Here is a 25181-nt window from a genome sequence, read left to right on the forward strand (position 1 = left end):
TGATTGTATATGGAAAAAGTAGATGTAAAAGAATCAGCTGCAGGAAGAGAAATGCGAATTCGCAAACAGTGGAACGAACAAAATATTTTCGAACAATCAATTCAGAATCGAGAAGGCGCACAGTCTTTCGTATTTTATGAAGGACCACCAACGGCGAACGGACTACCGCATGTAGGTCATGCACTTGGACGAACAATTAAAGACTTAGTAGCAAGATATAAAACGATGGCTGGTTATAAAGTGTTAAGAAAAGCAGGATGGGATACACATGGTTTACCTGTAGAATTAGGCGTTGAGAAGCAACTTGGTATTTCTGGTAAACATGAGATCGAAGAATATGGCATTGAACCATTTATTCAAAAGTGTAAAGAGAGTGTTTTCACATATGAGAAGCAGTGGCGCGAATTCACTGAAAGTATTGGTTATTGGGTAGATATGGATGATCCATATGTAACTTTAAAGAATCCATATATCGAAAGTGTATGGAATATTTTGGGGACAATCCATGAAAAAGGATTGTTATATAAAGGACATAGAGTTTCACCATACTGCCCAAGCTGCCAAACCTCATTGAGCTCACATGAGGTTGCACAAGGGTATAAAACAGTAAAAGATTTAAGTGCAACTGTGAAGTTTAAAGTGAAAGATAGTGAAAATGAGTATTTCTTAGGTTGGACAACGACACCTTGGACACTTCCAGCAAACGTTGCGCTTGCTGTCCATCCAAATATGGAATACGTTAAAGCAAAACAAGAAAGTCATGTATACATTGTTGCGAAAGAACGTGTACAAGAAGTATTAAAAGAGAACTATGAAGTATTATCTGTTCATAAAGGCGAAGAATTATTAAACACATCTTATACAGCGCCATTTCCGATGAAAGAAGTTACAAATGGTTACCGCGTTATTGCAGCAGATTTTGTAACGGGAGATAGTGGTACAGGACTTGTTCATATTGCTCCAGCATATGGAGAGGACGATTATAGAGTTGTTCAAAGTGAAGGATTGTCATTCTTGCACGTTGTAGATGAAAAAGGTGAGTATACAGAGGCAGTACCATTTTTGAAAGGGAAATTTGTAAAAGATTGTGACGTGGATATCGTTCGTTATTTAGCGAAGGAAGGTTTACTGTATCATAAAGAAAAATATGAACATAGCTATCCGCATTGCTGGCGTTGTGATTCACCACTACTTTATTATGCAGGAGAAAGTTGGTTAATCCGAACAACTGCAATTAAAGATACATTTTTACAAAATAATGATTCTGTTACTTGGTATCCGGATCATATGAAACATGGGCGCTTTGGTAAGTTTTTAGAAAATATGGTGGACTGGAATATTAGCCGAAATAGATATTGGGGAACGCCATTGAATGTATGGGAATGTGAAAGTTGTGATCATCAGTTCGCACCGAAAAGCATTGCCGAATTAAGAAAGCATAGTACGAAAGAAACACCAGAAGATTTGGAATTGCATAAGCCTTATGTAGATGAAGTGCAAGTCTGCTGCGGGAAATGCGGAGGCACAATGAATCGTACACCAGAAGTGATTGATGTTTGGTTTGATAGTGGTTCTATGCCATTTGCACAATATCATTACCCATTTGAAAATAAAGAGTTATTTGAAGAGCAGTTTCCAGCGGATGTTATTGCAGAAGGAATTGATCAAACACGCGGCTGGTTTTATAGTTTATTAGCAGTATCAGCACTATATACAGGAAAAGTACCGTATAAACGAGTGTTATCACTAGGGCATGTTTTAGATGAAGAAGGGCAGAAAATGTCTAAAAGCAAAGGAAATGCACTAGATCCAGTTGATTTAGTAGATAAATTTGGTGCAGATGCGCTAAGATGGGCTTTACTTGTTGATAGTGCCCCGTGGAATGCGAAGCGTTTTTCTGAAAGAACAGTACTGGAAGCGAAATCTAAATTTGTAGATACATTAGTCAATGTGTATAGCTTCTACGTTTTATATGCAAATTTAGATGAGTATAATCCGAAAGAAACGTATGATGTAAAGCTTACGAAATTAGACGAATGGGTATTATCAAGATTGCATAGTACAACGAAAAAAGTGAGAACTGCACTTGATGATTATCAATTTACGAATGCAGCTCGTGAAATTGCAGCACTTGTAGATGAAGTGAGTAACTGGTATGTAAGACGCTCACGTAATCGTTTCTGGGAATCTGGTATGAACGCTGAGAAAGCAGCTGCGTATGAGACACTTCATGAAGTGCTTGTAACAATTAGTAAATTAATTGCACCATTTACACCGTTTGTCGCGGAAGACATTCATCTAAATTTAGAAGGAAGCAGCGTTCATTTAGCCGATTATCCAGTTGTAAATGAATCACTACTTCAACCAAAATTAGAAGCGGAAATGGATGCTGTTTTACAAGTTGTTGAACTTGGAAGAAGTAACCGTAATCAGCATTCTTTAAAAGTAAAACAGCCGCTAGCAGAACTTGTATTACTTGAGCATAACGAGAATGATATGGATTGGGAATCTTATCGTGATATCGTTATGGATGAGTTAAATGTAAAAGCGTTCCATGTTGAACTCGATGAAACAAAATACACATCATATCAATTGAAGCTTAATTTTAAAACAGCGGGGCCAAAATTCGGTAAAAATGTGAATGCAGTGAATGGTTGGCTAAAACAATTATCACAAGAAGAAGTACAAAACTTTGTATCAACAGGAAGAGCAGTTTACGAAGCAACACCAGAAGGAGAAGTAGTTGTAACTGGTGAAGATGTGTTAGTTGAGAAAGTTGCAAAATCAGGATTCTCTAATACGACTAACGGACAATATACAGTTATGTTAGATACGAATGTAACGGAAGAATTGTTACAAGAAGGAGTAGCGCGTGAATTCATTCGTGCGGTTCAAGAATACCGTAAACAGTTGAATTTACCAGTTAATTTACGAGTCGATATTATTCTTGATACAGAAGAAGAACTACAGCGAACGTTAACGAACCATAAAGATTTATTGGAAGAAAACTTACTCGTTAAACAATTTACATTTGGTCACTTAACGAACGAAGATGATGAACTTTCTTTAGGTGAAACAAAACTTAGAATTAAATTAAGTGCAGCTAATTAAAGAAAAAAGGAAGTTGGAATGATTCCAACTTCCTTTTTTGTATGGAGGTAAATTAACTAGCTAATTTCCTCATAATCCATTCGATAGGTCCTCTAGAAAATTTCTTTCTCCATAATACGCTAAACAAAATACTGAAAATGAAAAATACAGTAGCAAATAATAAAACGAAAAGTAGTGTTTGATGTTCCATTCTATTGAATAGAATTAATGTCCCAATCCCGATAAATACATGACTTACATAATGAGTTAATGTTAATTGACCTGTTTGTATAATGGAAGTAACAAACCAATTATTTTCATATTTTTCAGTAATATAGAGGCAAAGTATTAATATAGCAATAGCAGATCCTGTTGCAGATAAAATGTACAATACATTTGGTAAAACGGGTCCTGTATTAAACAAAAATGTAGCAGCTGCTTTGCCAATGTGTGGAATGAAGTAGTACGTGAGCCCTTTTGATAAAAGTTCTATCAGTATGGTGAATGTAATACCGAGCAAGAGCAACCTATCTCTAATCTTTTTATTATGAAGATCTAATCTGCCAATTATCATACCGATTAAGAAGAATGAAAACCATGGGAAAAAAGGGTGATAACCATTAAAGAATAAATTGCGAAGAAAACCGTTAACTGTCCAGAAGTCTACATAGTTTATAAATGGAGTAGGGCCTCCCCAACCTTCGAAAGCATTGAAAGTAAGCTGAAGAGATTGTGCCAAGAGTAGGATAATAATAGATAAGAAGAGTAATGCTTTTTTTCGGACTGTAATGAGTAAGGCAGCAACGAAAAGGTAAACACCATAGTAGTGTAATATATCCCCAGTCCACTCCATTACGTATAAAAGTAATCCTAAAATAAATAAGAATAGTGCCCGTTTCCATATGATCTTTCGGCTATTAGAAATTTTTATTTTTTCATTTCTAGCAACAGAGGATCTAGTCATTAAAGATATTCCAATTCCAGCAAGTATAACAAACAAGGCAGAAGCTCTACCTTCAAAAAGTGACATTAAAGTTATTAAAAATGGGGGACCATTTCCTTCTGCACCTGTTATCACCATAAAATTAACAAGCAGCATACCAAACATCGCCAAGGCCCTAGCAAAGTCTAAGCCGATAATTCGTTTTTTAGTATTCAATTCAATCCCTTCTTTCAAAAATACTGTTTACAGCTTCCATCCATATTTGTCTATAATCTATATCCACATGTAACATCATAAAATTCCCGACATTATCAAGCACTAATGCTAACATATGAGCTTTTGAAACTAGATTTTTATTTTCAATTAGTTGCAGCTCATTTGCTTTTGTAAGGAGTGATTCAAACCCTTGTAAATATTCTGTTTGCACAGTTAGTAATCGATCTTTGTACATATCATTTCTTGAAGATAGTAATACATATTCTTGCAACACACGATTAAAATAAGGATCGTTCTGCTGTTCATCAATTATTTTGAATCCAATTTCAATGCATTTCTCAATAAAATTTTCTTTCGTAAACTCTTCTGTATGGAAGAAGGAAGAAAACTGCATCGCAGCACATAATTCTGTGAAAATACATTCGATTAATGCATCTTTAGATTTAAAGTAATAATAAATGGACGGTTTAGCAATTCCGACTTCTTCAGCAATCATAGAATAGGTCGTTTTAGTAATGCCATGTCCGGCAAACAGTCGATAGCTTGCTTCCATAATTGAAGAGAGTGTTTCTTCACTTTTGCTCATAATAAAGCCTCCTACAAAAAGGTTATATAAATCGTATCATTCATAAATATTTTTTTCAACCTACCGTTAGGTAAAAAAATATCCTGTTTTTTACAAAGTAATTTAAAAAGGTTAAGAGTTATGGAAATACTTTAGAAATATATTTCTAAAGTATTGTGTTCACTTTACACATAAATATTGAGAAAATTTCACTTACCCTAAATGGAAAGGTAATAGAAGTGTTCATAGAGAATTACTCGTAGATTCAATTTTTATCCATCCGTTTTGCGGGGAATGATTGCCTAGTGGTAATGGGATAAGGTTGAGCTACTTTATTAGGGGGAGTGGTTCTATGTTTAATAAAAAAATGGTGGCAATGGCAATGACCGTGCCGTTAGTAATGGGGACGATTTCTACGGTTTCGGCATTGGAAAAACAACAGCAAGTAAAGTTAGAAGCTTATTCGCCACAGAAAAAAGCAACTGAATATTTAAAAGAAAATGCTGCGCAGTATGGATTGAAAACAGATCTTTCAGACTTGCAATATATTTCTACAACAGAAACATCAGTAGCTTCATATGTTAGGTTCCAACAAGTTGTTAATGGTGCACCTGTATTTTCAAAACAAATAACAGTTACGCTTAACGGAGAGGGAAAGGGAGTACTCGCTGTTTCTGATTATCAGCCTGTTACAGGTGTGAAGGAAGTAACGACAAAAATTAGTGAAAAAGATGCAATACAAAAATCAATGGCGTATGTTGGAGAAGCAAGTGAGCAAAATTTATGGGCTCCTACAGATAAAGAGTTCGGATATATTGTTGAAGAAGGAATTGCTCGTCCAGTATATAAAGTTGTAGTCCATTCTAATAATCCATTTGGTGCATGGGAAACATTTATTGATGCAGAAAATGGAAAGTTAATTAAAAAGGTTGATATAAACCGAAAAGCTGAAGGGTCAGGAAAAGTATTTTTACCTAACCCAGTCGTATCTAGCGGTAGTAAAGTAGGCTTAAAAGATAATAACGATGCAGATTCAACAGCTCTAACGAACCAACTGAAAACTGTTACGTTAAAAGGTTTAGATGGAACAGGATTTTTAATTGGAGAATATGTAACGATTTCTTCAAAAGCGAAAACAAAATCTACGAATTTACAATTTAACTATACACGCGCAAATGATAGCTTTGAAGATGTTATGTCGTACTATCATATCGACACATTGCAACGTTACATTCAAAGTCTAGGTTTTAAAAATATTAATAACCGTTCGATAAAAGTGAATGTTAATGGTACAACTGATGATAACTCATTCTATTCTCCATCAACAAAAGCTTTGACTTTCGGTACTGGCGGTGTTGATGATGCAGAAGATGCTGGTATTATCGCACATGAATATGGGCATTCGATTCAAGATAACCAAGTTCCTGGCTTTGGTAGTTCAGCAGAAGGTGGGGCGATGGGAGAAGGATTTGGGGACTTCTTAGGTGCTACATATGAAGATGCAGTATCGACTACTGGATATGGTAAAGCATGTGTTGGAGAATGGGATGCGACAGCTTATTCTAGTTCAGATCCAACATGCTTACGCCGATTAGATAATAATAAAGTATATCCGAAAGATATAACGAATGAAGTGCATGATGATGGTGAAATTTGGGCTCAAGGCCAATACGAAATGGCACAAGCTTTTGGCCGTGATGTAGCAACAAAAATCATTTTACAATCACACTGGTCATTAACACCAAACTCTAAATTCAGTGATGGAGCGAAAGCGATTAAGCAAGCGGATGCTCTTTTATATGGCGGACAACATGCTGCTGATATTGATCGCATTTGGGCAGCGAGAGGCATTAGTACGAATTAATATAAAAAGTCGTGGCGTTTATAAGCCACGACTTTTTAATTTGCTTACGAACTGGTACTAGTAAATAAAGCTATATCAATGATAGTGTGAATATATCCGTATCCCATTTATTTTTTAGCTTCTTTAAAAACAAAATGCTCTTTAAATTTTCTAGACTCAACTTTTTGACCATTTCTCATGGAGCGGAAAGGGTGTTCTTGCCATGTAATAATTACATCAACCTCATCCGCTTTTGTAGCAACAGGTAAATTAGCGTGTTCAAATCCAGTTTTTCCACTTGCCAAACGACTTTCCTTTAGGGAAAAGAGTTCATATTTCGTTTTCTTATTTGGTTCGTTGCGGAATACTTCGACGTTTACATTATATACTTCATTATTCCCGACATTCTTTACTGAAAAATGATATGTTTGAAATTCATCTTTTTTAGCTTGAAGCATATTCTTGTTTGTTTTTTTCGGTTTATCAATATTCACTTGCCATCGATCAGAGTTTTGAGAGATTGGTAAAGATTTTGGTGAATAGGCATACGTTTCGTTTACTACAATTAAGCAAAACAAAAGGAGAAAGAAACTAATTGCTTTTTGCATAAACACACCTCGCTTTAAAATTTTTATTAATATGCGTAAATGAATTAGTTTTTATGTAAAAATTGGAAAATATTAAAGGTGTAATTTTGGATTTAATACATAAGAATATGTATTACAAAATTAACTTTTCACACTTTAGAAGAATCTAGGAGTTAGAAAATCAGAATGTTTTAAAAAAGGCTTGCATTTTATAAAGTAAGGAGTTAGAATACTCTGTAAATATAAAAAGTGATGATCAGGAAAAGTACATGGTGCAAAGATCTACAGAGAGCAGCCGGTTGCTGGGAAGGTTGCGATACCGCATGATGGAAAGACACCTGTGAGTGTTGCTTTGAACGTGATTATTAGTAAAAGCAAACGGTACCTACCGTTATCAGGGCTAAGATGGTCAGTATGACAATTTGGGTGGTACCGCGGAAAAAAATCCGTCCCTATTTATAGGGGCGGATTTTTGTATTCTTTGAAAGGGGGTGAGTGACCGTGGATGATGACGATGACAACAATAACGTAAATAAATATAAAATTACTGGAGGGAAAAATAATGGATTCAATAATGAAGCGTTCACTCACAAAAGAATGTACAAAGCAAAGTGGAAAGGTTGTATTACTTCAAGGATGGGTAAAAAAAATTCGGCACCTTGGAAATGTTAGTTTTTTATTATTACGGGACAGAACAGGAGTAATTCAATGTGTATTAGAAAATGAATTGGCCGGATATAAAGTTGATGTAGAAAGTGTTGTCCATGTAATCGGTGAGATAGTCGAGACATCGAAAACAGAATTGGGTGTTGAAGTACTTGCTCATGAAGTGAAAGTAATAAACGGTGCAGAGCCACTTCCATTTGAAATAAATAAAAAGAAGTTACAAGTTGGCTTAGATCAACTACTTAATGAGCGAGTAATATCATTAAGGCATGAGCGAACCGCAGCGATTTTTAAAGTGAAATCTACACTCGTTCAGAGCTTTAGTGAATTTCTTATAGAGAACGATTTTACACGGATCTTTACGCCGAAAATTGTTTCGCAAGGGGCAGAAGGAGGAGCAAATGTTTTTAAGCTTCCATACTTCCAAAAAGAAGCTTATTTAGCACAATCACCACAGTTTTATAAGCAAATGATGGTGGCAGGTGGGTTAGAACGAGTTTTTGAAATTGCACCTGTATATAGAGCGGAACATCATAATTCTTCCCGTCATTTGAATGAATATATATCGTTAGACGTAGAACTTGGTTTTATTCATGATTTTTATGAAGTGATGCAACTAGAAACGGATGTTTTACGATATATGTTTCAACAAGTAGCGAAAAAATGTGAAATAGAACTACAACTATTACAAATAGAAGTACCTGTTATTACTGAAATACCTAAAATTACATTGTTAGAAGCACAAGAAATTTTGAAAAGTAAGTATCGTAAAGAATCTCCTGTAGGGGATTTAGATACAGAAGGTGAAAAGTTACTAGGGAAATATGTAAAGGAAACATATAATAGTGAATTTGTTTTCATTACACATTATCCGAAAGAAGCGAGACCGATGTATACGATGCAAAATAAAGAGAATCCAGCTATTACTGATTCATTCGACTTATTATATAAAGGGCTAGAAATAACGTCAGGGGCACAGCGAATTCATAATTATGAATTGTTACTCGCTTCGTTTAAAGAAAAAGGATTACATCCAGAGAAATTTCAATCTTATTTAAATACATTCCGATATGGTTGTCCACCACATGGAGGTTTCGGAATTGGGTTAGAAAGGATTGTATATAAACTATTAGAATTAACAAATGTACGAGAGGCTAGTGCTTTTCCGAGAGATTGTACTCGTCTTATACCATAAAAAGAATCTTTGCGATTATCGCGAAGATTTTTTTTAGTTCGTTTGAAAAGATGAAAATATAGACCCTTTCTTTTGCTAATAAGCTTAGTAAAAGTGAGTTATCAATATGAACCATTTCGACAAAAAATCAATATACCCCTTGACAGTTACAAATATAACCGATATACTTCATGTTAATTTCAAAAGAAAATATATTCTAAATATTACAATGTGTTGAATAGGAGTAGTAAGGTCATGTATTTGTACAGAGAGCTATGGGTTGGTGTGACATAGTCAAATGACATCCTGAACTCGCCTAGGAGCAGTAAGGTGGAACGGAATTACATTCTTAGTAAATCTTAACGGTTAACCTTCGATATTAGGTTTGTAATCAAACGATTACTACTAAGGTGGATTCATAATGGAATCAATAAGGGTGGTACCGCGTTAAGTAAATGGCTTAGCGTCTCTTTATATAGAGATGCTAGGCCATTTTTTTATTATATGGAAGAAGAAATGGAGGGTTTATTTGAATAGGTTTATAAAATTTATTTATTTATATAAAAAGATTTAATTAGGAGGAAAATGAGATGAAACAGACGGAGCAATGGACTTCGAAATTAGGTTTTATAATGGCGGCAGCCGGATCAGCAATTGGACTTGGTGCGATATGGAAGTTCCCTTATATCGCTGGGAAGAGTGGGGGAGGAGCGTTCTTTTTAATATTTATATTATTTACTGTTTTAATTGGACTACCGCTACTTATAGCTGAATTTATGATTGGACGCAGTACGCAGAAACAAGCAGTTGGAGCATTTAAAAGCATCGCACCAAATACAGGATGGCATTGGATTGGACGCCTTGGTGTTGGAACGTGTTTTATACTACTTTCATTTTATAGTGTTGTAGGTGGATGGGTATTAATTTATTTATTCAGAGGAATAACTGGACAACTGATTACGCCAGGACAAAATTACGGCACATTATTTACTGAAACAATTGGGAATCCTGCTTGGGCTATTATGGGACATTTCGCTTTTATGTTCATTACGATATGGGTTGTATCAAAGGGTGTACAAAACGGAATTGAAAAAGCAAGTAAATATATGTTGCCAGCATTGTTCGTTTTATTTGTCGCTCTTATTATTCGTTCGTTAACACTTGATGATGCAATGAAAGGTGTGAAGTTTTTCTTACAACCAGATTTCTCAAAGATTACTTCGGAAAGTATTTTGTTCGCAATGGGGCAATCATTCTTTGCAATTAGTATCGGGATTTCAATTATGGTTACGTATAGTTCCTATTTAAATAAAAAAGAAAGTTTACCAAAATCAGCAATAACAATTGTTGGATTAAATTTATTTGTTTCATTATTTGCAGGTCTTGCTATTTTTCCAGCCGTATTTTCATTAGGAATGGAGCCAACAGAAGGACCTGGATTACTATTTATCGTATTACCATCTGTATTTAGTCAAATCCCATTCGGTGGATTTTTCTTAACAGTATTTCTTGCACTATTTACATTTGCGACATTAACATCAGCATTTTCTCTACTAGAAACTGTTGTTTCAGCATTAGCAAATGGTGAACAAGAAAAGAGAACGAAATTATCATGGCTGATCGGTTTCGGCATTTTCTTAGTAGGTATACCATCAGCGTTATCATTTGGAGTATGGAGTGATATTACGATTTTCGGAAAGAATATTTTTGATGCAGTAGACTTCTTATCTAGTAATATATTAATGCCACTTGGAGCACTATTTATTAGTATTTTCGTTTCATTCAAAATGGAGAAGAAGGTACTAGAAGCAGAGTTTTTTGTAGGTGGAAATTATGGAAAGAAAGTATTTACTTGTTGGGCATTTTTACTTCGATTTGTAGCACCACTTGCAATAATTATCGTCTTCTTAAATGTAATAGGAATTATTTAATATTAAATGTTATAATATTCAGTAAAAAAGGGGTGGTGATCATAAAGGAAAATTTGATAGAAGCAGGGAAATACATGAATATTAGAGGGAAAAAGCTATACGTTGAAACACATGGAAATCCTAAAAATAAGCCAGTCTTATACTTGCATGGTGGACCAGGAGAAAGTTGTTATGATTTTTCATTTCATCAAGCGGAACGTTTAAAAGATTCTCTATATGTAATTATGATAGATCAAAGAGGTGTTTGTCGCTCAGAAGAAATTACTGAAGACGAAGCTTTTGGATTAAATGATTTGATTGAAGACTGTGAGGAATTAAAAAAAGTATTACAAATTGAGAAGTGGTCTATAATTGGACACTCTTTCGGTGGATATGTAGCATTGCTTTATGCGTCGATATATCCAAGTTCAATAGAGAAAATAATATTTGAAGGACCAACTTTTAATTTTGCATTAACAAGTAGGGCTTTGTTACAAAAAACAGGGCATTTATTAAAAAAGTATGGAAAAGAAGAAATAGCAAAAGAATGCTTTGCTTATTCATCTAGCGATGCTAGTTCAGAAGAGTTGTTAGAAGCTTATATAAGATTAAGCGCTGAATTAGAAGAAAAAAGAATGGAGATTTACAATAATAAGGAAGATAGGACAGATGAGAGTTTATACAGTGATGAAGAGTGGGAAATATTTTCAAATCGCTCCAAAATTCACTTTGATAGATTAAAATTAGAGGGAGCATGTCATACATCATTATTATCAAAAATAAAAGATGTACAAAATCTAATGTTATTAATAGTAGGAAAACATGATGTAGTAACGTGTGAAGAACAAATTAAAACATTTAATAAAGATGCCCGAAACGGCAAGTATATCGTATTTGAAGAGAGCGGTCATTCACCTCATTATGAGGAAGCAGATAGATTTGCAGAAACAGTCATACATTTTTTGAAATGAAGAAAAGGGTGCTTCTATAAATGAGAGGCACCCTTTCTAAATTTCTGGATATGTGATTGTGATGCTAGGCCACTTACTTTGCCAATTCTTTTTTATAACTCTGTTTTTGTACATATGTAATCGTTCTTTCGATTTAAGAAAATGAGCTGTTGGTTTCACTTGTAAGGAAAGGACATCTTCAATACCACATGGGGCTGTTAAGATAACGTTGTTTAGTTCATCAAGTGTAACTCCTAAAGCCGTTGCTGTTTCAGGGAATTTAGATATAGCATTAACAGAAGAAGAATATGGTGGCATATTATTCACTACATGCATACGAGCTTGATTTTTTACAGACCAAGGGATAGTAGCATCAATATTCATTAATTTCGTTTCTAATGATTGTTCGTATATCTCATCTTGATGTAGACTATCATAATAAATCACATCAACATCAGGCATAGCCGTTTTAGCTTCATAGTCATGTAAAGTATCCCAAATTTTAGAACGAACAAATCCGGCACAAATCCACCAATCAGGTAGCTCTAGTGATTTTGCCATTTGTAATACATTCATCATCCATTCGTCGTTTTCTATTAAGCGAATGATATCTTGTTCTGTTTGTATAGTCATTTGTTATCTCACCTGCTTTTTTTTAGAGAGTAAATTTAATTCATAAGCTTTATAATCCATGTAATCCAGTAAGCACCTGGTATGAATAACAGTTGAGCAAGTAATGTACCAAAAAGTCTAGAAATCATTAGCCAAGCATACATTTTACTCATTGCTTCAGCACCTTCTTCTGATTGAAGAGCTCGCTCTGTTAAAAGAGCAATACGTGGATCTAGTAGCACTGTTAATAAAATAGTAGCAAAACCATTAATAAGACCAGAAGCTGTAGTGGCTTTTGTTGCGAAAGCTGGAATTAAAAAAGAAGCATATAGTGCGGAAAGAACTCCCGCTGTATAAATTGCAGTAGCGAACATGTTAATAAGCATTATACGCTTTGGAATACCGCCGATACGCAGTCTATGAATCATTTCTAACTTTGGAAAGCGGACATATTTTTTTGTGTACTTTAATTTTTGAATGTTATTCGTTTTCATCATTCGAATGAAAGAACCGTCTGTTTCAAAGTTTTGAATGACATATCCAAATAGTTTTGTCAAAGTTGGATACAGTATAATCGCAAGCAATGTACCGATAGAAGCAGATAATAGTACAAGACGTATAATATGCTCTAAATCAATAGAAGGATCTAGTTTTGCTTCGTCCACAATCCCGCCAAGTAAAAAGGCTTGTAGTAAGTTTGACGTTCTTGAAATGAGTAATACGATTCCTACGACGGATAATGCGACAGCAATCTTCTTTAAACGAACCCCCGCTAATCGAATACTATAAGAGCTTGTTTCAACTGCGTGGATTACAATTGTGAAAGCCATTATAAAAATTAACGTAATTGACATTTGTTTCACCAGTTTCTATTAAAATAATTGTAACTTTTTTACTTTATCATATCTATCGTATTTTGTAACTGAAAGTATGTGACATATGGAAATTGATTTTTCGAAAAAATAGATAATGATAGTATAATAGGGAGAAGTGGAAGAGATGTTAGCAGTTATTTATACAGCAAATTAAGTGGAGGAATGAAACATGTATAAAACATTTCTATTTGATTTAGATGGAACTTTAACGGATCCGAAAGAAGGAATTGTAAATTCGGTTTTGTATGCGTTAAAAAAAGTAGGAATTGAAGAAGTACATATAAGTGAGTTAGATTCATTTATAGGTCCTCCTATTCAGCAATCATTCGTAGAGAGATATAATATGAGTGAAGGAGAGGTTGAACGTGCAGTTTTTTACTTCCGTGAGTATTTAAAGCAGCGTGGATTGTTTGAAAATAATGTATACGAGGGGATTCTGAAGCTCTTGCAACAATTAAAAAGTTCAGGGAATCGCATATTTGTAGCAACTTCAAAGCCCACTGTATTTGCGAAACAAGTTATAGAGCATTTTCAATTAACGAATTATTTCGAAGACATCATTGGAAGTAATTTAGATGGTACGAGAATAAAAAAAGAAGAAATAATTGCTCATATTTTACAAAAAAATGAAGAACTAAATAAAGAAGAAATGATAATGATTGGTGATAGAAAGCACGATATAATAGGTGCAAATCAGAATGGAATTGCTTCAATTGGTGTTTTATATGGCTATGGCTGTAAAAAAGAACTGACTGAAGTTAGTGCGACCTACATAGTGAAAGATGTTGAAGAACTGTATCATTTTTGTGTAGAGAAAAATTTAATACAGCAGTAAATATAGATTCTAGCAATCCCTTTATAACGTATGACGATGAATTCGTTTCTGTTTAAAGGGATTTTTCATATGTAATCGAATAATTATAATTAGACATTTTTAGCATAAAAATTTGTATGAATAAGAGGAGGGATGTCAGAATTAAAAGGTTAGTAGAAATTTATCAATAAAATTTAGAATATTCTGTTTAATGGAGGGGTAAAATTGGAGTTAGTTATTATATTATTAGCACTAAGTTTACTTATGTTCGTAGCATACAGAGGTTTTTCTGTTATTTTATTCGCACCGATATTTGCATTATTTGCAGTATTTTTGACAGAACCTAGTTATGTATTACCTTTCTTTTCTAATATCTTTATGGAGAAAATGGTTGGATTTATAAAATTATATTTTCCTGTGTTTTTATTAGGAGCAATATTTGGAAAAGTAGTGGAAATGTCAGGAATTGCAGATTCTATCGCAAAAACAATTATTGAGTTAGTTGGTGAAAAACGTACTATATTAGCGATTGTATTAATGGGGGCTATTTTAACGTATAGTGGTGTTAGTGTGTATGTAGTAGTGTTTGCTGTTTATCCGTTCGCAGCTAAGTTGTTTCGACAAGCTAATATTCCAAAGCGTTTAATCCCTGGAACGATTGTTCTTGGAGCAGTAACGTTTACAATGGATGCGTTACCTGGATCACCACAAATTCAAAATGTAATACCTACAACATTTTTTAAAACGGATATTTATGCTGCACCGATACTTGGGATTGTAGGAGCAATTTTTGTTCTTACAGTAGGTTTACTATATTTAGAGAGTAGACGTAAGAAGGCAAAAGCGGCAGGTGAAGGATACTTTGGTTTTAATGATGGAAATACTGAAATGGCAGCATCTTTGCAAGTAGAACAAAAAAATATGCCATTAATTAATAACATTGAAATCACAAGAGCACAACAACTTATTGCATTTATACCACTTATTTTAGTAGGTGTAATGAATAAAGTGTTTACTATTATGATACCGAAGTGGTATCCAAGCGGTTTTGATTTTTCTGCAATTGGTATGAAAGCATTTGGAAAAGTAGAATTAAGTGCAGTAGTAGGAATTTGGTCTGTAGAATTGGCACTTATTATAGGGATCTTAACAACGTTATTATTATATTGGAAGCGAGTAGTAACAGGTTTCCAAGCTGGATTGAATACAAGTATTGGTGGAGCGCTACTTGCAACGATGAATACAGGAGCTGAGTTTGGATTCGGTGGTGTCATTGCAGCACTTCCAGGTTTCGCAATTATGAGAGATGGCATCTCTGCTACTTTCACAAATCCGTTAGTGAATGGTGCAGTAACGACGAATATTTTAGCTGGAATTACAGGCTCGGCATCAGGAGGAATGGGAATAGTATTAAGTGCAATGGGAGATAAATTTATTGCAGCGGCCAATCAATTTGATATTCCATTAGAAGTTATGCACCGTATCGTATCAATGGCATCAGGAGGAATGGATACACTACCACATAACGGGGCTATTATTACTATTCTTACAGTAACAGGATTAACACATAAACAGTCATATAAAGATATATTTGCTATTACAATTTTGAAAACGGTTGCTGTATTTTTAGTTATCGCATTCTATACTTTAACAGGACTCTATTAAAAAATTTGAATCGTAAAGATTCATCAAATCGATAATTTATGTTATAAAATATTAATTAGGATAAGAAGGGGTGGGGGACTTGCAAGAGGTTTCTGAGTTTCGTATGCCAAAGTCGGTATTATATGGAAGGAATTCGCTTGAAAAACTGGGAGAACAATCAAAAAAGTTAGGGAAAAGAGCTTTTATAGTTACTGATACAATTATGGAGAAATTAGGATATGTTGAAAAGTGTATGCAACAACTAAATAAGAAAGGTATTACTGTTAGTACATATAATAAAGTGGATGCTGAGCCTACAAATATACACGTATTAGAAGCGTTATCTCTTTGTAAAGAGGAAAAGTGCGATTTTATTATCGGTATTGGTGGTGGAAGTTGTATTGATGCTGCGAAAGCGGTAGCGGTTTTATATACAAATGGTGGAGAAGTTGAGGATTATGTCCAAAAGGATATTAAAATAGAAAACAATCCACTACCACTTATTGCAATTCCAACAACTTCTGGTACTGGATCGGAAGTTACAAGTGTAGCAGTAATTACGAATAAAAAAACAGATGTAAAAATGATGATGAAGCATCCTAGTTTTATACCGAAAGTAGCAATTATAGATCCAGTTTTGACAAGTTCGTTACCCCCACAAATTACGGCAGCAACAGGAATAGATGCGTTATGTCATGCGATTGAAGCTTATATTTCTAAATTTTCACAACCACTTACAGATGTACTTGCTCTTTCAGCTATTGAAAGTATTATGAAATATTTACGTATAGCATATGAAGATGGACGTAATATGGAGGCAAGAGAAGCGATGATGATTGCTTCTTTACAAGCTGGAATTGCATTTTCTAATGCATCAGTTACATTAGTTCATGGAATGTCAAGGCCAGTGGGAGCATTATTTCATGTACCGCATGGAATATCAAATGCCATACTATTACCTACAGTGTTAGAGTTTACAAAAACAAGTGCAATGAAAAGGTTAGCAAAAATTGGACGTAGTTTAAATAAGGATTTGTATTCGAATTCTGATGAGGAAGTAGCAGACTACACACTTGGTGAAATAAAAAAACTTTGCTTTGATCTTCGTATTCCAAATTTAAAAGAATACGGAATCGATGAAATTGAATTTGAAAATGCTATTTCTAAAATGGCATCAGATGCAATTGAAAGTGGTAGCCCAGCTAATAACCCACGTGTTCCATCATATGATGAAATCAAAGAGCTGTATCGAGAGTGTTTTAATTATAAGTATAAAGAATTTATAAAAACATCAGATTGTTAATTTCAGAATATTCTATAAAAATTTCCTTGGAAATGAAAGTAGAATTATTCTTTATTATTTCCATATTTCCGTTAAAACAAGACTTTATATTCCAAACTTAAAGTCTTGTTTTATTATGTATAATATACACAATAAAACGTTGTTATTAGTTTTATAAAAATAGTTTAGGTAGGTGTTTATATGAAAACGATAGGTCTTATAGGTGGCATGAGTTGGGAATCAACTTCTGAATATTATCGAATTATTAATGAAGAAATAAAAGAGAGATTAGGAGGGCTACATTCAGCAAAATGTTTGATTAATAGTGTGGATTTTGAAGAGATTGAACGATGTCAGTCTAGCGGAGATTGGGATGGTGCTGGAGAAATTCTAGGGAATGCGGCATATTCATTACAAAAGGGAGGAGCAGACTTTATAATCATTTGTACAAATACAATGCATAAGGTAGTTGAAAAAATAAAGGGAAAAATTGATATTCCAGTCTTACATATTGCTGATGCAACTGCAAAAGAAATTAAAAGAAAAGACATTCAAAAGGTTGGTCTGCTTGGAACTAAATATACAATGGAGCAAGATTTCTATAAGTCACGTATTGAAGAGCATGATATAAAAGTAATAGTACCATCAGGAACAAATAGAGAAAAAGTAAACGAAGTAATATATACAGAATTATGTTTAGGAAAAATAGTAGTTCAATCTAGAGAGTATTATAAAAGGGTTATAGAAGAATTAGTACAAGAAGGAGCACAAGGAATTATATTAGGTTGTACGGAAATAGGTTTATTAATAAAGCAAGAAAACGTATCAGTCCCGATATTTGATACGACCCATATACATGCAATTGAAGCGGTCAAGGTAGCTTTAGATAAATAGATTATAATTATATTATGTAAACTTAATTCGCATATCTGGAAAACATTCAGAAAATACTTTATAATGTAAGTGGTTACATTTGAGGGGGAATGCGTATGTTTTCAGTTCAACCAATCGCATTTGTACATAATGAAAGAAAGGAAATAAAAGATGATGAGTGGGGAGAAGTAAGATCCCGTATAACTTTAACTGAAATGTATGCAGAAAAAAGTATACAAGGGATTGAAGATTTTTCTCATATTGAAGTTGTTTTTTATTTTCATAAAGTAACTGACGAGCAAATTCAGTATTTTGCTAGACATCCTAGAAATAATAAGGATTATCCTGAAGTAGGTATTTTTGCACAGCGCGGGAAAAATCGTCCGAATCGCATAGGTGTAACAATTGTAAAGGTGATCAAAAGAGAAGGTAAATCAATTATTGTTGAGGGATTAGATGCTATTGATGGCACTCCTATATTGGATATAAAACCAATAATGAAAGAGTTTATGCCGACAGAAGAAATACACCAGCCTAAATGGGCAACGGATATAATGAGACAGTATTGGAAGGGGAATGGAGTAAAATGAGAATATATGAGGCAACAATTGCAGATTTAGATGGACTGGCATCAGTTTTTAATAACTATCGCATGTTTTATAGACAAGATTCTGATTTAGAAGGTGCAAAAGTATTTTTACGAAATCGAATTGAGAAAAAAGAGTCCGTTATTTTCGTAGCAGTTGAAGACGGCGAATATATTGGGTTCACACAACTATATCCATCATTTTCTTCCATTTCAATGAAAGAATTATGGATTTTAAATGATTTATTTGTACAAGCGGCGAAGCGTGGAGCCGGAACAGGTAAAAAATTATTAGAAGCTGCTAAAGAATACGCATTAGAGAATGGAGCAAAAGGTGTAAAATTGCAAACAGAGATTGATAATTTATCAGCACAACGATTATACGCTGAAAATGGCTATTTGAGAGATAATCGTTATTTCCATTACGAATTAACGTTTTAAAAAATTAAGTTGAAAGAGGCATTTTCAAGAAAAAGAATTTCTTTGTAATGAGAAATTCTTTTTTATTTTTGCCTAAATTAAAAAACATGACAAAAATAAAACGATATTTATTTATTGTTAAACAATAAATGTTGTGATAAAATTATGTTGCCATTAAATAAGTGAGGTATTGTAAATGAATCTTAAACGAAGTTCAACAATGTTCTTAAAAGTAATTATTTTTCTTGCTGGAATTTCAGTGCTTGCTTTATGCATATTTTTAGTGCCGGAAATGGCGGATTTCACAGCGAATTTGTATCCTAACATTACTCCGATAAAATATCTTGTTTTCATTGTAATGTATGGAGCAGCTGTGCCTTTTTACGTTGCTCTTTATCAGGCTTTCAATCTTTTACAGTACATTGATGAGAACACAGCGTTCTCGGAATTATCAGTAAAGGCGTTAAAGAATATAAAGCGCTGTGCAATTACAATCAGTGGTTTGTATGTATTAAGTTTGCCACTTTTTTATTTTATAGCGAAAAAAATGGACCCTCCTATTGGGTTAGTGGGACTCATTATCGTTTTTGCTTCGCTCGTTATCTCCGTTTTTGCTGCTATCCTCCAACGACTTCTACAAGAGGCAATTCACATAAAATCAGAAAATGATTTGACGGTTTGAGGTGGCGGATATGACAATCATTATTAATATTGACGTCATGTTAGCAAAACGAAAAATGAGTGTAACGGAGCTTTCAGAGAAGGTTGGAATTACGATGGCGAATCTTTCTATTTTGAAAAATGCGAAAGCAAAAGCGGTTCGTTTTTCAACATTAGAAGCGATATGTAAAGCTTTGGAGTGTCAGCCAGGGGATATTTTGGAGTATAAAAACGATGAGAATACTCAATAAAAACAGATAACAAATGTAAATAATAGAAGTCAATAAAGAAGGGATAGCCACTAAGCTATTTCTTCTTTACGTTAATTGCTGTTACTAATAAAAAATATAATTTGAATTGCAATGTTTGCGTATCAAAAGGGAACTTGCTACCTTTTGAGGTGATCCGTTTTGTGGAATACAATTATTTGCCAAAAAGGCTATTTTAACTATGTTTTAAATTATTTCGGGTGAATCAAGATTTTCATTTGTATTATAGTTGATTTAAAACCCAGTTTGTTGCATCTTCAAAGTTATCTGCAATGTAGTTTGGTTCAATATGTGCCCATTTGTCTCGGTACGTATGCAAAGCATCATACCCAGCGCCTGTTCGGACTAGAATCGTAGTCGCATTTACTTTTGCTCCTGCAACAATATCAGTCCAACGATCACCAACTACAGCACATTGTGTTAAATTAAGTCCATGTTTTTTTGCTGCTTTAAGCAGCATGCCTGTACTTGGTTTACGGCATTCACAACCATCACCGTGTTTATGAGGACATACATAAATATCATCAAAACCGAAGCCTTCTAATTCTTGTACAAAATCGGCTACAGTTGCTATTCCATCTGCGATACCGGGTTGATTTGTGAAAGAGAAAATTTTTATATTTTTAGCTTTTAGTTTTTGCAAGGATGTTTTTGTGAATGGAAATAATGTAAAAGATCCTGGATAATGTATTGTAGTGTCACCACCAATTGTACCGTCACGATCAATGAAAATTGCTTTAATGTTTGTCATAGTTATAGTCCCTTCACTTTATAAAGTAGTTTAAAAATATTTTACAAATCGGTAGCCATTTACTTCATAACCTAATTTTTTGTAAAAAGGATGAGCTTCTACTCTTTTTGTTCCACTAACTAGCCATGTGCCAATGCAATTATGTTTCTTTGCTAATTGCTCGGCATAATCCATCAAAACTTGTCCAATGCCTTTCCGTCGTATGTTAGAATCAACGCTAATAATTGAAATCTCTCCATAACGTGTTACATCTTCTAAATTTTCACGTATACGAAATCCAAGTAATCCAAATATAGCTTCTTCTTCCTCGTAAACATATAAAAAATCAAACGGACTCATTTGTACGAATTGTAGGCGGTTGTTCATATCTTCATAGGAAATAGAGGAACCTTTTAATTCTTTCGTTAAAGAACAAAGTGCGTCTATATCATCTATCGTTGCTTCACGAATTTGAAAAGACATATTATCAACTCCAATAAAATGTAATCAAACATTTAATATTCTGTTAAAAAATGTTTTTTCCTGCTATGAAAATAAATATTTTATAATGATATATAGATAGTTATATGTTATTCTTTTCCTTGATTGTATTGGAAATGGAAAGAAGGGGAATGCATGTTAAAAGTAAATATCCGCTCAGCTGGATATGAAATAGGCGAAAAAACAATTCATGATATAGTTTTTTCTATCGAAAAAGGTGAACTAGTTGCTCTTATTGGAGTAAATGGTGCTGGGAAAAGTACGACGATTAAAACGATACTCGGATTACTTGTAAATATGGACGGTGAAATATCATTCGGTGAAAAGAAAAATCCGTATGCATACGTACCAGAACATCCAACATACTATGATTACTTGACGCTCTGGGAACATATTGAATTATTAATGGCAGCTCGTGGAAGTGAAATGGGAAGTTGGGAAGAACGAGCGGAACAATTATTACATATTTTTCGAATGAATAAGCATAAACATGAGTATTTATCAAAGTTTTCAAAAGGCATGAAACAAAAGTCTATGCTAATATTGGCGTTTTTAACTGAGCCAGATTTTTATATCATTGACGAACCTTTTATCGGTTTAGATCCAGTAGCTACGAAAGAGTTTTTAAATTATTTATATAAAGAAAAAGAGCGCGGGGCAGGAATTTTACTTTGTACGCACGTATTAGATACTGCTGAAAAAATTTGTGAAAGATTTTTACTCATTTCACAAGGTACATTAGTCGCAGATGGACATTTAGAATCTATTCAAATATTAGCGGAAATGCCGGGTAGTTCATTATTAGACTGCTTTGATGTAATTGTAAGGCGTGAACAACATGATTAAACAACAATTTTATAAGAGATTACGCCATGAACTTGAGCGGAAATGGAAGTCTATACGTTCGGTAACAGATTGGACAGTCGCATTATATATTATTCCAGCACTTATATTTATGGGAATCTATTATCGATCGCTATGGATAAATGAATTATCAACGGAAGAGACGATTTATTTCGGATTAGGATTACTCGCATTTTATCTAGTAACATATCCAAGAGGAGTTCGTTCATTTTTTGAGCAAGCGGATAGTTTATTTTTAATTTCGTATGCAACACATATGCGAAAATTAGTCCAGTATGGCATGATGTACACATTTGTTCGAATAGCGATAACGAATATAATAGTAGTCGTTATTATGTTACCAGTGTTGATGAAAAGTATCGAAGTAACAGAGATACAAGTCCTATTATTTTGGGTATTCTTTACTATATTTCGATTTATGTTGTCGTTGTTAACGAGATTTGTTCATGTACATGTGGGGAAACGATGGGTTTTATGGATTGTAAAAAATGTAGTATTTTCTATGAGCGTGTCCTTTTTTGGAATTAGTTTATTTTTTATTTATAAAAATCCGTTGTATTCAATTCTATTTATCGGTCTAGTAATTTTCTTAAGTAGTGTATTAGTAAAAGAGAAAATGAATTATAAAAAGTTCTTTTTTAAAGAAATCGAGAAAGAAAAGGAGGAAAGCATGCGCTGGACGAGCGGAATTATGCAAGTTGGTGGTCATGCGGCTAAACCGAGTAGTTCGAATAAAAAACCGTGGATGTTTCCGCGCTCTAAAAGACTTTTAGGGAAAAAAGCTGATTCTCGTATTGTCGAATCTTTTTTGAAAGAATTTTTCCGTACAAGTACTGCACGAATATTTTATATTCAAATTGTATGTATCAGTACTGCAAGTATAATTATGACTCCAAGGTGGATTGCAGCTATTGTTCTCGTATTTGCTGTAGTTGCAATTTCTCGCTATGCACGTGATTATTGGAATGAATTTACGAATAAGATGTTTCTTCGTTTATATTGTGATGAAGGGAAATTACTATTGTTAAGATGGAAGGCAGATCGTTATTTACTACTACCAGCAATACTTTTATATGGAATAGTTATACTTTCACAGTTTTATTTATTGCCAGCTGTGGTAGGCAGCGTTGTTTTTATTTTATTAATTGTATGGATTGTATTTGTACCATTAAAAAAGAGCCAGTGACGGCTCTTTTTCTAGTCTGTAACACATTGATAAATAAAATATACTAAAACGAGTATACTTGCGGCGGAATACATGACATCTAAAGTCATCTGATCGCCTCCTTATTGTTGTTGTATTTTTATTGTATGAAATCTTACAATTTCATATTCAAGTGAAAAATATGTGAACGTTAACAAAATTGTAAAGTGCAAAAATTACAATCATTTTGTATAATAGAAGAAACCACCGTTATATAAAAAATAATGAGTGAAAGGGGAGGGAACATAAATGCCAAATTGGTTTAGAAAAACCTTAGTCGCATTAATTACCGTGTTTACATTTGGTTTAGTGACGCCTCCTTCCATATTACTTGATAATGCCAAAGCTGCGGACAAGCCTACGAGCACAGCTGGGCAACAAAGTTTGGAGAGCACGTCCTATACATATGAAGAAACGAATGACAGGTTAACCACCGATACTTTTATTACTTATGCAATGCAAGAAGCAGAGAAGCAGTCGATGCAAAAGTTTGGTACTAAAATTGGTCCAGTAATTGAAGATGAGTTTAAAGATGTAATATTACCGAAAATTGAAGAGGCAATTGCTGAGCTTGCTAGTGATGTACCAGAAGATTCACTACAATCATTAGCGATTTCTCAAAAACCAGCTGGTGGAAATAATGAGAAGATTTTTCACGTCTACGATACGAAATCTGGAAATGATTTATTGCGTTTCCATGTAAGAAGAGATCATCCACCGCAAGATGGTTATTATTTTAATTTCCATTACCACCGTTTTGATGATGGATACTCTGGACATCATGAGTTAGGAAATATTTATTGGAATACGAATGTACCACCGAAATGGTTGTCTTAAAAAGAACAAGAGAAAATCTTGTTCTTTTTTATTTTTATAGAAGGGACAGACAACTATGTTGTTGAATAACATAGGTTTAGAAAAAAGAAGCAAAGGGAGTATGGGAATGCAAAAATATATTGTTTTTGACTTTGATGGCACATTAGTAGATTCACAAAATATATTTGTACCGATTTATAATCAACTTGCTGAAAAACATGGGTATAAAGCAGTAAAGGAAGACGAAATTGAACATTTACGTAAATTAACGATGCCAGAGAGATGTAAACAACTTAATGTACCACTGTATAAACTACCGATATTAGCGTTGGAATTTTATAAATTATATCAGCCTGCTATAAAAAATCTCGTTTTGTTCCATGGGATGAAAGAAGTATTAGATGAACTACATAAAAAAGGCTACGGAATTGCAGTCATATCATCGAACTCAGAAGAGCATATTCGGGCGTTTTTACACAAGAATGGTATCGAAAATATTCAAGAAGTGTATTGTTCTAAAAATTTGTTTGGTAAAGATAAAATGATAAAAAGATTTTTGAAATCAAAAAAAATAACAGAGAAAGATATGTTATATGTCGGTGATGAACAGCGAGACGTAGCAGCGTGTAAAAAGGCTGGAGTGAACGTAATTTGGGTATCTTGGGGATATGATGTTATTGAAACAGTGAAAAAAGATGCACCAGATTACATGGTTCATAAGCCGATGGAAATTGTGCAAGTAGTACAAGGAGCGTATTCTTAATATGAATACACTGCGAGCAGGCATTCATCATATTGAATTTTGGGTAGCAAATTTAGAGGAATCCATTTCTTTTTATAATAAGTTGTTTTCCATAATTGGGTGGAGAAAGTTAAATGAAATAGCATATAGCACAGGAGAAAGTGAAATATACTTTAAAGAAGTAGATGAGGAAGTAGCAGATTTTCTTTCTAGTACGAAAGTGAAGGTAATACGTGGTCCAATTGAAATGAATCATTATTCGGAAGGTTACTATACGATTGATTTTTACGATCCGAATGGATTTATTGTAGAAGTTGCCTATACACCAAATGCAGAAATGTAAGG

The 25181-nt window shown here is 33.9% G+C and carries 25 protein-coding genes and 2 other annotated features; of the genes, 18 read left to right on the plus strand and 7 right to left on the minus strand.

Annotated features, from left to right (window positions below; all coding sequences use genetic code 11):
* Positions 1–9: 9 nt before the first annotated feature.
* Positions 10–3111 (plus strand): isoleucine--tRNA ligase, encoded by a 3102-nt coding sequence (gene ileS, locus ACTFRM_RS25430; RefSeq protein ID WP_440043751.1) that lies wholly within the window; start codon positions 10–12, stop codon positions 3109–3111.
* 52 nt (positions 3112–3163) lie between these two features.
* Here ileS and ACTFRM_RS25435 read toward each other — a convergent pair whose 3' ends face one another.
* Both ACTFRM_RS25435 and ACTFRM_RS25440 read right to left on the minus strand, forming a co-directional pair.
* Complete coding sequence (locus ACTFRM_RS25435; protein ID WP_001093114.1) at positions 3164–4249, minus strand: DUF418 domain-containing protein; 1086 nt, start codon at positions 4247–4249, stop codon at positions 3164–3166.
* A 1-nt stretch (position 4250) separates the two neighbouring features.
* The gene (locus ACTFRM_RS25440) at positions 4251–4835 is read right to left on the minus strand and encodes a TetR/AcrR family transcriptional regulator (protein WP_000045218.1); all 585 of its coding nucleotides are present in this window, start codon (positions 4833–4835) and stop codon (positions 4251–4253) included.
* Between the two features lie 331 nt (positions 4836–5166).
* Here ACTFRM_RS25440 and ACTFRM_RS25445 point away from each other — a divergent pair, with 331 nt between their 5' ends.
* Positions 5167–6678, plus strand: coding sequence for a M36 family metallopeptidase (locus tag ACTFRM_RS25445; RefSeq protein WP_000482273.1), 1512 nt, complete (start codon positions 5167–5169; stop codon positions 6676–6678).
* 107 nt (positions 6679–6785) lie between these two features.
* Here the strand turns inward: ACTFRM_RS25445 and ACTFRM_RS25450 are convergent, their stop codons facing one another.
* The gene (locus tag ACTFRM_RS25450; protein ID WP_001167920.1) at positions 6786–7265 is read right to left on the minus strand and encodes a hypothetical protein; all 480 of its coding nucleotides are present in this window, start codon (positions 7263–7265) and stop codon (positions 6786–6788) included.
* A gap of 222 nt (positions 7266–7487) precedes the next feature.
* Positions 7488–7701: a binding site (T-box leader), on the plus strand.
* Positions 7702–7806: 105 nt separating this feature from the next.
* Between ACTFRM_RS25450 and aspS the strand changes: the two genes are divergently transcribed.
* The 3 genes from aspS (at position 7807) to ACTFRM_RS25465 (ending at position 11965) form a co-directional block, all read left to right on the plus strand.
* The gene (gene aspS, locus ACTFRM_RS25455; RefSeq protein WP_000377346.1) at positions 7807–9105 is read left to right on the plus strand and encodes an aspartate--tRNA(Asn) ligase; all 1299 of its coding nucleotides are present in this window, start codon (positions 7807–7809) and stop codon (positions 9103–9105) included.
* A 204-nt stretch (positions 9106–9309) separates the two neighbouring features.
* Positions 9310–9558, plus strand: a binding site (T-box leader).
* Between the two features lie 116 nt (positions 9559–9674).
* The gene (locus ACTFRM_RS25460; protein WP_000814537.1) at positions 9675–11015 is read left to right on the plus strand and encodes a sodium-dependent transporter; all 1341 of its coding nucleotides are present in this window, start codon (positions 9675–9677) and stop codon (positions 11013–11015) included.
* 74 nt (positions 11016–11089) lie between these two features.
* Positions 11090–11965 (plus strand): alpha/beta fold hydrolase, encoded by an 876-nt coding sequence (locus ACTFRM_RS25465; RefSeq protein ID WP_001026102.1) that lies wholly within the window; start codon positions 11090–11092, stop codon positions 11963–11965.
* Positions 11966–12001: 36 nt separating this feature from the next.
* Here the strand turns inward: ACTFRM_RS25465 and ACTFRM_RS25470 are convergent, their stop codons facing one another.
* Positions 12002–12577 (minus strand): nucleotidyltransferase family protein, encoded by a 576-nt coding sequence (locus tag ACTFRM_RS25470; protein WP_000155287.1) that lies wholly within the window; start codon positions 12575–12577, stop codon positions 12002–12004.
* Between the two features lie 35 nt (positions 12578–12612).
* The gene (locus ACTFRM_RS25475; RefSeq protein WP_000028911.1) at positions 12613–13410 is read right to left on the minus strand and encodes a lipid II flippase Amj family protein; all 798 of its coding nucleotides are present in this window, start codon (positions 13408–13410) and stop codon (positions 12613–12615) included.
* A 190-nt stretch (positions 13411–13600) separates the two neighbouring features.
* On the opposite strand from ACTFRM_RS25475, the gene ACTFRM_RS25480 reads away from it, so the two are divergent.
* The 8 genes from ACTFRM_RS25480 (at position 13601) to ACTFRM_RS25515 (ending at position 19961) form a co-directional block, all read left to right on the plus strand.
* The gene (locus ACTFRM_RS25480) at positions 13601–14266 is read left to right on the plus strand and encodes an HAD family hydrolase (protein ID WP_000278486.1); all 666 of its coding nucleotides are present in this window, start codon (positions 13601–13603) and stop codon (positions 14264–14266) included.
* A 204-nt stretch (positions 14267–14470) separates the two neighbouring features.
* Positions 14471–15910 carry a GntP family permease gene (locus ACTFRM_RS25485; protein ID WP_000424332.1) on the plus strand — a complete coding sequence of 480 codons (1440 nt, stop codon included), beginning with the start codon at positions 14471–14473 and terminating at the stop codon, positions 15908–15910.
* A 79-nt stretch (positions 15911–15989) separates the two neighbouring features.
* Complete coding sequence (locus tag ACTFRM_RS25490; RefSeq protein ID WP_001158674.1) at positions 15990–17192, plus strand: iron-containing alcohol dehydrogenase; 1203 nt, start codon at positions 15990–15992, stop codon at positions 17190–17192.
* Positions 17193–17372: 180 nt separating this feature from the next.
* The gene (locus tag ACTFRM_RS25495; protein WP_440043754.1) at positions 17373–18065 is read left to right on the plus strand and encodes an aspartate/glutamate racemase family protein; all 693 of its coding nucleotides are present in this window, start codon (positions 17373–17375) and stop codon (positions 18063–18065) included.
* Between the two features lie 95 nt (positions 18066–18160).
* Positions 18161–18634: an SAM-dependent methyltransferase gene (locus tag ACTFRM_RS25500; protein WP_000493257.1), complete on the plus strand. Its 474-nt coding sequence runs from the start codon at positions 18161–18163 to the stop codon at positions 18632–18634.
* On the plus strand, positions 18631–19071 hold the full coding sequence (locus tag ACTFRM_RS25505) for a GNAT family N-acetyltransferase (RefSeq protein ID WP_001223866.1): 441 nt from the start codon (positions 18631–18633) through the stop codon (positions 19069–19071). The genes ACTFRM_RS25500 and ACTFRM_RS25505 overlap by 4 nt, the downstream gene beginning before the upstream one ends.
* A 175-nt stretch (positions 19072–19246) precedes the next feature.
* Positions 19247–19732: a DUF2975 domain-containing protein gene (locus tag ACTFRM_RS25510; protein WP_001050145.1), complete on the plus strand. Its 486-nt coding sequence runs from the start codon at positions 19247–19249 to the stop codon at positions 19730–19732.
* Between the two features lie 10 nt (positions 19733–19742).
* Entirely contained in the window at positions 19743–19961 is a 219-nt protein-coding gene (locus ACTFRM_RS25515; protein ID WP_000152532.1) for a helix-turn-helix domain-containing protein, read from the plus strand.
* 241 nt (positions 19962–20202) lie between these two features.
* On the opposite strand, the gene ACTFRM_RS25520 is transcribed toward ACTFRM_RS25515, so the two are convergent.
* Together ACTFRM_RS25520 and ACTFRM_RS25525 are read right to left on the minus strand one after the other, a co-directional pair.
* Positions 20203–20730, minus strand: coding sequence for an HAD-IIIA family hydrolase (locus tag ACTFRM_RS25520; protein ID WP_000181785.1), 528 nt, complete (start codon positions 20728–20730; stop codon positions 20203–20205).
* A gap of 30 nt (positions 20731–20760) precedes the next feature.
* Positions 20761–21192, minus strand: coding sequence for a GNAT family N-acetyltransferase (locus ACTFRM_RS25525; RefSeq protein WP_000009777.1), 432 nt, complete (start codon positions 21190–21192; stop codon positions 20761–20763).
* Between the two features lie 153 nt (positions 21193–21345).
* On the opposite strand from ACTFRM_RS25525, the gene ACTFRM_RS25530 reads away from it, so the two are divergent.
* The 5 genes from ACTFRM_RS25530 to ACTFRM_RS25550 all read left to right on the plus strand — a co-directional run bounded on the left by ACTFRM_RS25530 (position 21346) and on the right by ACTFRM_RS25550 (position 25179).
* A complete protein-coding gene (locus tag ACTFRM_RS25530; protein WP_440043756.1) occupies positions 21346–22056 on the plus strand; it encodes an ABC transporter ATP-binding protein in 711 nt (236 codons plus the stop codon).
* Entirely contained in the window at positions 22049–23260 is a 1212-nt protein-coding gene (locus tag ACTFRM_RS25535) for an ABC transporter permease (protein ID WP_000595449.1), read from the plus strand. The genes ACTFRM_RS25530 and ACTFRM_RS25535 overlap by 8 nt, the downstream gene beginning before the upstream one ends.
* 267 nt (positions 23261–23527) lie before the next feature.
* A complete protein-coding gene (locus tag ACTFRM_RS25540; protein ID WP_001134421.1) occupies positions 23528–24115 on the plus strand; it encodes a YpjP family protein in 588 nt (195 codons plus the stop codon).
* 106 nt (positions 24116–24221) lie between these two features.
* Positions 24222–24857, plus strand: a complete 636-nt coding sequence (locus ACTFRM_RS25545) for an HAD family hydrolase (protein ID WP_025687389.1) — start codon at positions 24222–24224, stop codon at positions 24855–24857.
* A 1-nt stretch (position 24858) separates the two neighbouring features.
* Positions 24859–25179, plus strand: coding sequence for a hypothetical protein (locus ACTFRM_RS25550; protein ID WP_322372802.1), 321 nt, complete (start codon positions 24859–24861; stop codon positions 25177–25179).
* Positions 25180–25181 lie beyond the last annotated feature (2 nt).

It is taken from the genome of Bacillus cereus group sp. MYBK227-1, from assembly GCF_051916325.1.
Classification (GTDB): domain Bacteria; phylum Bacillota; class Bacilli; order Bacillales; family Bacillaceae_G; genus Bacillus_A; species Bacillus_A cereus.